The sequence below is a fragment of the Candidatus Paralachnospira sp. LCP21S3_A2 genome (genome assembly GCF_052118925.1).
GTDB lineage: Bacteria > Bacillota > Clostridia > Lachnospirales > Lachnospiraceae > Lientehia.
Genome location: NZ_JBQKGG010000012.1, coordinates 65,169 through 75,422, shown reverse-complemented (window position 1 = coordinate 75,422; position 10,254 = coordinate 65,169). Strand labels below are relative to the sequence as shown.

Genomic DNA, 10,254 nt, shown 5'->3' with positions numbered 1-10,254 from the left:
CTGGAGACAGAGATGATCCTGGTGGATATAGGAGGTTAGCTGCCATAGAGGGAAGGGTATACACAAGGCCAGTAAAGCGAAAATCAATGACGTTTTATTTCGTATACCATTCAACCGCTAGTTCAGTACCTGATACATCGAAATGCTCATAGCTGTGGCTTATTCACTGAGATATGAAAGGTTGAAAAACCTTGAATTTTCAATAAAAAACACTTGATTATATGAGGAGGTTTTTCTCATACAAAGATCCGTTCACTGATAATTCCGGCTAATGTAACAAGAATAGAAGAATCAGCATTTTATGGATGTAAATTTCTTGAAACAATAAAATTTATGGGGAATCAATTAACCTATATTGGCGATGTTGCGTTTTCGTATAACGAAAAACTAAAAGATTTAGTTATACCGCAAAGTGTAACAGAAATTGGAGAGAATGCTTTTGAAGGAGCTAAAAGCTTAGAAACTATTCGTTTGCCTAAAAACATAAAAAAAATCAGTAAGGGAATGTTTTTGTGGTGCGAAAATTTAAAAAAAATAGAAATACCTTCAAATGTAAATGAAATTGGTAAATTTGCATTTTATGATACAGGAATATCGACGATAGAGATTCCTTCAAATGTAACTTGTATCCCTGTGGAGTGCTTTGGTAGTTCAAAGTTGAACAGTATACTTTTTAAAGGTAAAATTACAACGGTAGAGAACGGTGCATTTGCTTATTCCAATATAAAAGAAATTATTTTACCGGAAAGTATAACAACAATTGGAGAGGAAGCATTTAAGGGGTGTAGATATTTATATGGAGTTACAGCTCCGCGAAGTATTACATCAATTGGTAAAAATTGCTTTACGAACAGTAAAAATGTAACAATAAAGGGATATCGAGATTCTGTGGCAGAAACATATGCGAATGCTAATAATATTCCATTTGTTTCATTAGATATCCAAGAACCGATGACTTGGATTACGGTTGTGGATGCGAAAACAAGACAACCAGTGAAAGATGTTTATTGTACAATCGGAGGGAGAAAAGTAGATATCAGTGGAGGTTATGCTCAGATTCATGATAGCTGGTGTCAGAATGACTGGGCATCGATTCGGTGCAGTGCGTATGGGTATTATGATTACGAAGCTCCAACGACGATATTAAATCCAGGGGTATATAATACCATTGAACTGTATCCGGTATTTGAAAAAGAAGTAAGCTGGAACAGTCTGGGAATTAACTTAAAAGAATGTTCCGTTTCTACAACAGAAATCACAGTAGATGGCCCGATCATAAACTTTTTAGGAACAGAATATCCGATATTCCAATTACCACTTTCTTATGGATATGATCTGTTTAAGAATGTAAAGATTAGTAACAATAAAAAAGACGAGAGATTTGAGGTATTAATTGGCGATTTTTATCACGATAAAATTGAAAGTTCAAAAGATGTATATTTTCAAACAAGAGAAGTGGTTACTGCATTGAATAAAAATCAGAACAATGCGGGGAATTTGGTGCAGAACATAAAAAAACAGTTAAAACCAACGTCTATGAATTTAGGTTATCAGATGCAAACCTATATGTGTGGATATATGGAATTTGACTATGAGGGAAATCTGTTGAAATCCGGAGTGGTGTTTTTTGCGGAACTGGGAGTAAAGTGCACATATCCGTTTGCACCGGCGCCGATTTTTTATATGACATTTGGATTATCAGCCGGACTTTCTGGAAAATTGTTTTTAAAGTGTAATACAAGTGGTCAAATTGGAGTGGAAGGAGAATTAGGATTTGACGTGACTCCGCAAGCTGGACTTGGAGTGGGGGTATCCGGGATTGCGAATGCGGAAATAGGGTTGTCCGGGAAATTATCTAATACAGTAAGAACGGAAAAGAAGAAAATAGATGAGGCATTAGAGGTAAAATTCCAGGGAAATTTTTATTTTGAGTATAATATATTTAATTTTGTGAATCAGAAGAAAGAGTGGGAAATAAAAAGCATTGATTTGTATCCAGTTAAAAATGATAAAAAAGAAAAAAGTTTATATGCAATGGAAGAACCAATACAGTTAAGTCTAGATAACTGGAAAGTTCGAGGAACTGAAGAGGAACAAAAACCTGTCGTACAAAAAACACGGATTCGAACCGGGGATATGTATCCGATTGATTGGGATTATTATGATGCGGATCCACAGTTAATAGAGCTGGATGACGGAAGAAAGCTTGCTGTGTGGACGGGGCTGGATCGAGAGCGCAGTGCGATAAATCAGACAACGTTAATGTATTCGATTTGTGATGAAGAGGGATACTGGAGTACACCGTGTCAGGTGGATGATGACGGAACTGCTGATTTTTCACCACGTTTAATTACTGATGGAAAACAGGTATGTTTGATATGGCAGAATATGGAAGTTGTTTTAGCGGATGATATATCTCTTAAAGATGCTGTTTATTGGTCTAATTTGAATATCGCTGTGTTAGATGGAGAGAAATTTGAAAATATAAGGACATTGACAGCCAGTGGCCGGTATGAGCAGATGCAGACGCTTACCATGGGCGAAGATAAAATTTATTTGACATGGGTAGAAAACAGCGTAGGAGATCCAACCGGAATGATGGGTGGAAATATGATTTGGCGTGCAGTTCTGGATTATAATGGAAATATATCGGATGTTGAACTGGTATGTGATGGTTTACCGATAATAACAGGAATCGATGCAGCGTATATCAATGGAGGTCATGAAATTGCGTATAGCATATGGAATGAAGACCTTCAAACAACGGAAATATATACGATTCGCGATCGACAGTCCCAAAAGATGCAGACAGATTCAGATTTAAACTACGGATTGCAATATGGAAGAAATGGATTGTACTGGATTTCCGGAAATAAGTTATATAAAGGAACAAGAGATAATGGCACTGGTAAGCCCATAGAATCGGAATTTAATTTTAGTGCGGTAAAAGATATACAGGTGCTTACAAATGAAATGGGTGAAGTGATTTTGATGACCTGCAGTAACGGATATAAGAGCGAGCTGTATAAACTGTACTATGATAAAAACACAGAGATGTGGTCTCATGTAATAAGGATATCTGATTTAGATAGAGGAATCAGAAATTTCTCCGGTATTTTATCGGAGCAAGATGGATTATTCATACTGGCAGACAGCTTTTTTGTTCTGGAAGATGAGGATGGAGGACAAAAGTACGGTGATAATGAATTGCTTGCGTTTTATGAACGGGATACAATGGATCTTGTAGTAAAAGGGGCAGGGTATGAAACTGGTGATATAACAGAAAACAATGCAGTAAAAATGTGGGCCGAAATTGAAAATGATGGAACCCAGCCTGTTAAAAATGTTCTTATTCAGGTACAAGATGCGGATGGAACGGTGCTGTATAGTTGCGAGAAGAATTATTATTTACCGGAGGGAGATACAGGTATCCTTGAATGGAAGAGTGATTTAGCGGTAAGGGATAAGGATATGAGATACACGGTATCGGTGGAACCGTTAGGACGGGAGGATGATAGGAAAGACAATAATCATTACGAAGTAGAAATACCGTGCAACGATCTTTCTATTAACGAAGCGGCTATAGAGAGAGATGGAGAAAAAAGAAAACTAAAAGCTTTAATAGAAAATAACGGCACGGGTACAGCTCATAATGTGGAACTTGAACTGTATGGAATCGGAGAGGAGGAGTCACTGCTTGAACAGAAAACTATAAGTAGTATTATTGGAAAGCAGGGATGGGAAAATGATATTGATATAAGTACATACAATTATTCAAAATATCGTCTGGCTGTAAAATGTGAAGATCAGGAGCGGTATTATTCCAATAACGAATATATTGTGGAAGAAAATAATGAAACAATACCATTAAAAATTATCTATAATGAATATAGCATTGATGACAGATTAACTGTGAGAAGCATATTAAAAAATAATTCTGAAACAGATAAAAAATTGTTGGTGAAAATTTCAATCTGCAATGATAAAATGGAGGTGATCGAGGAACAAGAACGTGAAATGATGATTGAAGCGAAGGGATCTTCCGAAATTAAAAAGAGATTCGAAAAAAGAGAGGACGGAATGATAATTATCCAGGTATATGATGAACAGGGGAAAAAGGAGGAAGTCGGCGGAGATTATTGTATCACGATTGAAAAATAATAAGGGGGGTTAAACTATGAAGAAGAAAAAACACAAGTTGTCGCTGGATAGTTTCCTAACACCGATTTTTGCATTGGTGATCATTTATGCCATTTTCTGGTTGTTGAGGGAGGGATTTTTTCCATCTCCTCAGACGGGAGAGGTATATCTTCTGATTATTGACCGGAATGGGAAGGCTTGTATCGGTGTTAACGGCCTGGAACTGGACCTGGAAAAAGGAAAATATCCGGAGGATCTGGTTGTGGGAGATGTGATTCGGTTTAAAGCACCGACCAGTGGTTCCCGTGCGGTTGAGATTATGGAGATTGTGAGAAAGGGAGAGTTTAAAGATCCGGAGATCAAGCGCCTTGGAACTTCAAGTGGGGACTGGCGGATCGGCAGTAGATACTTTAATACCTCGCTGGCACCGTTTGGGGCAGATCTTGAGATGGACGTGTTTGCGATGGAGGTAGATGGGCCAAGGCCGTATTTTGTTACGAATGTTTATCAGGGGCAGGAACTGCCGCTGAGAAGGCGTGGGTTTTACAGTAAATAAAACCGGAGTTATGGCTGGCGTCTCCGTTTCATTGTTAGAAAGCTGAAGATTACTGACCGGCTAGACGCCCCTCCGTCGCCCGTACTCCACAAGAGGCACATACTTGAGTTGCCTTTGTGGAGCAGGGGAAGACGGAGGGGCTTTTTCTGTATGGAGATAAGATGCTGTCCGGCTTGGAAAGTGGCGGGGCGGAGAATTGGAATTATTTGTCTCGCTTAGTCTTGTCTTTTTAAAAATACAATATATAATGACAATGTGTTGACAATAAACGAATATTTGGATATGCTATATTTAAAGGGAGGTGTTCAGTATGGCAACAACCAATTTAAATATTCGTACAAATAAGGCGATCAAAGATCAGGCAGAGGAAATCTTTAATGAGCTTGGTCTGAACATGACAACTGCTGTAAATATGTTTCTGAGAACCGTTATCCGTGAGCATGGTATTCCGTTTGAGTTAAAGCTGGAGGCGCCGAATGATACGACAGCCGCTGCCATTGAAGAGGGCAGAAAGTTAATGAATAGTCCGTCTGCTCCGAGATATTCCAGTATGGATGCGCTTAAGGATGCGCTGGACGTATGAAATATGATGTTCAGTTTACCAATCAGTTTAAAAAAGATCTGAAGCTTGCAAAAAAGCAGAATAAGAATCTTGATAAGCTGTTTGAGGTAATTGAGATTCTGGCGAATGGCGGTACGCTGGAAGCAAAATACAGAGATCATGATCTTACGGGTAACTATAAAGGCGTTCGTGAGTGTCATATCGAACTGGATTGGCTGCTCATTTATGAGATTCAGAACAATATTTTAGTGCTGATGCTCTACAGGCTTGGTGCACACTCAGAGCTATTCAAGAAGTAATTTCAGAAAACAGCATAACAATTCAAAAAGCATCTATCAGAAATGATAGCCCCTTTTCTTCAAAGTGAGTCGAAGTTAAGGCTGACGTCTCCGTGCCATTGTCAGAAGGCTGAGGGACTTTTGTTGTCCGGAAATAAGGCGCTGTCCGGTATGGGAAATGGAGCGGGGGCTGTGAAACAAAATACCAGTTCCGCCGTAGTTTGTTCCCGTCACAAAAATAAAAGTAATAGAAGATAGAAAACAAATATTGTATTGTATATAGAAATACAACGTGGTACGATTAGGAAAATCGGGAGGTGCATATTATGGCAGTGAAAACAGCAAATGTTACGGCACGTATTCAGCCGAAGATAAAGGAGCAGGCAGAGACAATTCTGGAAAGGCTTGGTATTCCGGTATCGGTGTTCATTGATATGACATACAGACAGGTTATTATGAGAGGCGGAGTGCCGTTTTCTCTGGATATTCCGGATAAGCTTGCGGCAAGAGATACCATAACAAGTGAAGAATTTGATACAATGATGCAGACTGGGTTGATGCAGGCTAAAATGGATGACTCGGTTTCCGTTGAGGAGGCTTTTGATCAGTTGAAAACGGAGCGGTAGGGTATGGATAAAGAATATGAAGTAAAAGTAACCAGGCAGGCGTTGGAGCAGATGAGAGAAATTATTCACTACATTTCGTATGATCTGATGGCGCCGTTGGCTGCTGAAAAATTGTTGTGAAGAACTTTTTAGTTTACTACTGGGTAGATGATGAACGAAATAAAGTTCAGGTAACAGCAGTGATTTACAGTAAGAGAGACCAGATAAAGCAGTTGATAAATATGGATATGGAGTAGATAAAATTACAGAAACTATCTGATTGATTATTTCAGACGCCCCTCTGTCGCCCGTACTCCACAAGAGGCACATACTTGAGTTGCCTTTGTGGAGCAGGGGCAGACGGAGGGGCTTTTTTCTGTTCGGAGATTGGAAGGAGAATAAAAGCCGATCCGGTTCTTCCGGTCGGTGTCTTGTCTTTGTTTCCGGCCATATATAGAATCCATAAAGAATCCCTGAATCGGTTGTCATTTCCCGTGGGGAACGATATAATAATATCATGTCGGCTCTTTGTCCGTTTTGGACGGGAGCCTGTATGAGTGATGCAGGAAGGGCGCGGCGAAAGGCGCGCGGAGAAGGAAAAACAGGATTCGAGGGAGGATCCTGAGAGGTGAAAGTGACGGGAAACGGGTATGAAGATTATTATTGTGGGTATTGGTAAAGTGGGGTATACGCTGGCGGAGCATCTGTCCAAGGAGGGAAACGATGTGGCGATCATCGACCGGTCCCAGGACGTGGTGGACCGGGCGGGAAATCATCTGGATCTGTTCTGTGTGAGGGGCAGCGGACTGTCCACCAGTGCGCTTCTGGAGGCCGGTGTGCGGGAGGCGGATCTGATCATTGCGACCACATCCAGCGATGAGATGAATATGTTATGCTGTCTGACGGCGAAACGTCTCGGTGCGAAGAATTCGGTGGCACGAATCCGCGACCCCGAGTATGCGCATGAGGTGACGGTGTTAAAGCAGGAGCTGGGGATCAGCATGGTCATCAACCCGGAGCTGGAGGCTGCCAATGAGATCGGAAGAGTGCTGCGCTTTCCCAATGCGATCAACGTGGAGACCTTTGCAGCGCGCAAGGTGGAGCTGGTGGCGTTCCGTGTCTGCGCCGGGGACAGGATCATCGGGAAAAAGCTGTCGGAGATCATGAGTGCAGTGAAGCTGCCGGTGCTGTTCGGAACGGCGGTGCGCGGCGAAGAGGTCATTATTCCGGATGGAACCTTTGTACCTCAGGACGGGGATCTTATGTATGTGGCAGGACGGCCCGCAGCTATCGCGGAATTCTTTAAATACGAAGGAAAATTCCAGAAGCAGGTCAAGAGCGCAACGATTATCGGCGGCGGCAGGATTGCCTACTATCTGGGACTCGGTATGAGCCGGCTGGGCATGAAGATCAAGATCATTGAGCAGGACTGGAGACGCTGCCAGGAACTGGACGAACTGCTTCCCGACTGTGCGATCATTCACGGCGACGGAACGGATGAGCAGGTACTGGAGGATGAGCATGTGGAAGCCTCCGGCGCAGTGGTGACTCTGACCGGCAGAGATGAGGAAAATCTGCTGACGGCTCTGTTTGCCACAAGACTTAAGGTACCGAAGGTTATCGCAAAGATCAACCGCGGAAACTATGAAAGTATCATAAAGAGCCTTGGGGTGGATTCCATCATCAGCCCGAAAAATATCACGGCGGCGCAGATCATCCGTTATGTCCGTGCGCTTCAGAATTCCATCGGAAGTAATGTGGAGACTCTTTACCGGATCGCCGACGGAAAAGCGGAGGCGCTGGAGTTTATTGTAAAAGAGGGAACGAAAAATCTGGGGAAACCGTTCCGTGAGGTGCACTTTAAGAAGCATTTCCTTGTGGCGGCCATTGCAAGAGGCGGCGAGATCCTGATTCCCGGCGGCAGTGACAGTATCCAGGTGGGCGATAACGTGATCGTGATCACAAGATCATCCAATGTCAATGATCTGAATGATATTTTTGAATAGGTGGTTTCCGGGCGGGAAATCGTCCCATAAACCGGACATCATAACAGGAGAGGTACAGTATCGTGAATTTTCCCCTTGTGTTTTATATGATCGGGAATGTCATGTGGTGCGAGGCGGCGCTCATGCTTCTGCCCATGCTCGTGTCGTTCCAGACCGGAGTGAATGACTGGAGTTATTTCCTCTATGCGATCATCCCGCTTGCGGTGCTCGGAAGAATGTTAAACTTCCGGAAGCCGAAGGTGAAGCGGATGCAGCCCAGGGAGGGGCTGGCGGCCGTGGCGCTTTGCTGGGTCGTGCTGGCGCTGTTCGGTGCCGTGCCGTTCTATGTAAGCGGCTATTTTAACAGCTTTGTGGACTGCTTTTTTGAAACCGTATCCGGATTTACGACCACCGGATCAACGATCCTTTCCAACGTGGAGGGATTACATAACGGCGGGCTCATGTTCTGGCGGAGCTTTACCCACTGGATCGGCGGGATGGGGGTGCTGGTTTTTGTCCTTACGTTTCTTTCCAACATGGACGGCTCCAATATCCAGCTTCTGCGTGCGGAGAGCCCCGGACCGACACCGGGAAAGGTGGTTCCGAAATTAAAGGAAACGGCCAGAATCCTGTATCTGATCTACTTCGGGATGACGGTGCTTCATGTGATCTGTCTGCTGTTTACGGGAATGCCCCTTTATGATTCCCTGATCCATTCCATGGGCAGTGCGGGAACCGGAGGCTTTTCCAATATGAACGCCAGTGTCGGCGCCTATAACAATCCGGCGGCGGAGTGGGTCATCGGGATCTTTATGATGTTATTCGGAGTGAACTTCAGCCTGTATTATCTGCTGCTGAAAAAGCAGTGGAAGGATGTCTGGAAAAACGGGGAGCTGCGGCTGTATCTGGCAATCATTCTGGGAACCGTGACCTGTATCACCCTGAATATTGCACGGGTTAATTATGCCGGATCCTGGCCGGATGCGATCCGTTCCGCGTTCTTCCAGGTGTCCTCGATCATGACGACCACCGGCTACAGCAGTACAGACTTCAATATATGGCCCACATTCAGTAAATCGATTCTTTTAATGCTCATGGTGGTCGGTGCCTGCGCCGGGTCGACCGGAGGCGGAATTAAGGTGAGCCGTCTTCTGGTTCTGTTTAAATCCATCAAGCAGGAGTTTACGAGACTGATCCAGCCCCGGAAGGTTCATGCAGCGCGGATGGACGGACGGATCCTTGAGGACGGGATCATCAAGGGTATCTTGATTTTTTTTGCGGCCTATATTATTATTGCCATAACGGCCATGCTGGTGGTCTCGCTGGACGGCTATGACATGGAGACGACGATCTCCTCCGTTCTGGCGGCGCTTGGCAACATCGGGCCCGGTCTGGGTGCTGTGGGACCCATGGGAAACTTTGCCGGCTATTCGGCATTCTCGAAGCTGGTGCTGTCGTTCTGTATGCTGGCAGGACGGCTGGAGCTGTTCCCCATGCTGATCTTATTCGTTCCCTCCACCTGGCGGAAAAACGCTTAGACAGGAGAAAACTATGTTTGTAATTGCCGGCCTTGGAAATCCCGGAAAGGAATATGCGGGAACGAGGCATAATGTGGGCTTTGGCGCCCTGGACGAGCTGGCGGATAAATACCGGATCAGCGTGGACACGGGAAAGCACAAGGCTCTGATTGGAAAAGGGATCATCGAGGGAGAAAAGGTGATCCTGGTCAAGCCGCTGACCTATATGAATTTAAGCGGTGACAGTCTGAGAGAGGTGCTGGATTATTATAAGCTGCCTCCGGAGAGACTTTTAGTAATCTATGATGATATTAACCTGGATGTAGGACAGCTCAGGATCCGTGAAAAAGGCAGTGCCGGCGGTCATAACGGCATGAAGAGCATTATCGCGCGGGTAGGGAGTGATGCGTTTCCCAGGATCCGGGTCGGAGTCGGCGCAAAGCCGCCCAGAATGGATCTGGCGGACTATGTGCTGGGGCATTTTTCCGGAGAGGAGCTTCCGATGATCCGGGAAGGACTGGAACAGGCTGCAGATGCTGCGGCCATGATCGTGAGCGGGGAGATGGCTGCGGCCATGAACCGGTTTAATATGAAGAAACAGAGGTGATGGA

7 protein-coding genes and 1 pseudogene are annotated in these 10,254 nt (G+C 44.2%); all 8 read left to right on the top strand.

The annotated features are described in order from the left end of the window. Positions 1–243: 243 nt before the first annotated feature. Positions 244–4,161, top strand: a pseudogene (locus ACTQ3K_RS09535) (leucine-rich repeat domain-containing protein); the annotation flags it as partial. Between the two features lie 16 nt (positions 4,162–4,177). Then, positions 4,178–4,696 (top strand): hypothetical protein, encoded by a 519-nt coding sequence (locus ACTQ3K_RS09530; protein WP_441567399.1) that lies wholly within the window; start codon positions 4,178–4,180, stop codon positions 4,694–4,696. Positions 4,697–5,006: 310 nt separating this feature from the next. After that, the gene (locus ACTQ3K_RS09525; RefSeq protein WP_441567397.1) at positions 5,007–5,279 is read left to right on the top strand and encodes a type II toxin-antitoxin system RelB/DinJ family antitoxin; all 273 of its coding nucleotides are present in this window, start codon (positions 5,007–5,009) and stop codon (positions 5,277–5,279) included. Further along, complete coding sequence (locus ACTQ3K_RS09520) at positions 5,276–5,557, top strand: type II toxin-antitoxin system YafQ family toxin (protein WP_441567395.1); 282 nt, start codon at positions 5,276–5,278, stop codon at positions 5,555–5,557. Before ACTQ3K_RS09525 ends, ACTQ3K_RS09520 begins: the two co-directional genes overlap by 4 nt. A 305-nt stretch (positions 5,558–5,862) precedes the next feature. Further along, positions 5,863–6,162: a type II toxin-antitoxin system RelB/DinJ family antitoxin gene (locus ACTQ3K_RS09515; protein WP_441567393.1), complete on the top strand. Its 300-nt coding sequence runs from the start codon at positions 5,863–5,865 to the stop codon at positions 6,160–6,162. Between the two features lie 629 nt (positions 6,163–6,791). Beyond that, the gene (trkA, locus tag ACTQ3K_RS09510) at positions 6,792–8,147 is read left to right on the top strand and encodes a Trk system potassium transporter TrkA (RefSeq protein ID WP_441567391.1); all 1,356 of its coding nucleotides are present in this window, start codon (positions 6,792–6,794) and stop codon (positions 8,145–8,147) included. Positions 8,148–8,209: 62 nt separating this feature from the next. Further along, positions 8,210–9,664: a TrkH family potassium uptake protein gene (locus ACTQ3K_RS09505; protein ID WP_441567390.1), complete on the top strand. Its 1,455-nt coding sequence runs from the start codon at positions 8,210–8,212 to the stop codon at positions 9,662–9,664. A gap of 13 nt (positions 9,665–9,677) precedes the next feature. Continuing rightward, complete coding sequence (pth, locus tag ACTQ3K_RS09500) at positions 9,678–10,250, top strand: aminoacyl-tRNA hydrolase (RefSeq protein WP_441567388.1); 573 nt, start codon at positions 9,678–9,680, stop codon at positions 10,248–10,250. Positions 10,251–10,254 lie beyond the last annotated feature (4 nt).

Bases quoted from the DNA above. Each gene is read 5' to 3' on its own strand.
- ACTQ3K_RS09525 (WP_441567397.1), top strand. From the start codon at position 5,007: ATGGCAACAACCAATTTAAATATTCGTACAAATAAGGCGATCAAAGAT.
- ACTQ3K_RS09515 (WP_441567393.1), top strand. From the start codon at position 5,863: ATGGCAGTGAAAACAGCAAATGTTACGGCACGTATTCAGCCGAAGATA.
- ACTQ3K_RS09520 (WP_441567395.1), top strand. From the start codon at position 5,276: ATGAAATATGATGTTCAGTTTACCAATCAGTTTAAAAAAGATCTGAAG.
- trkA (WP_441567391.1), top strand. From the start codon at position 6,792: ATGAAGATTATTATTGTGGGTATTGGTAAAGTGGGGTATACGCTGGCG.
- pth (WP_441567388.1), top strand. From the start codon at position 9,678: ATGTTTGTAATTGCCGGCCTTGGAAATCCCGGAAAGGAATATGCGGGA.
- ACTQ3K_RS09530 (WP_441567399.1), top strand. From the start codon at position 4,178: ATGAAGAAGAAAAAACACAAGTTGTCGCTGGATAGTTTCCTAACACCG.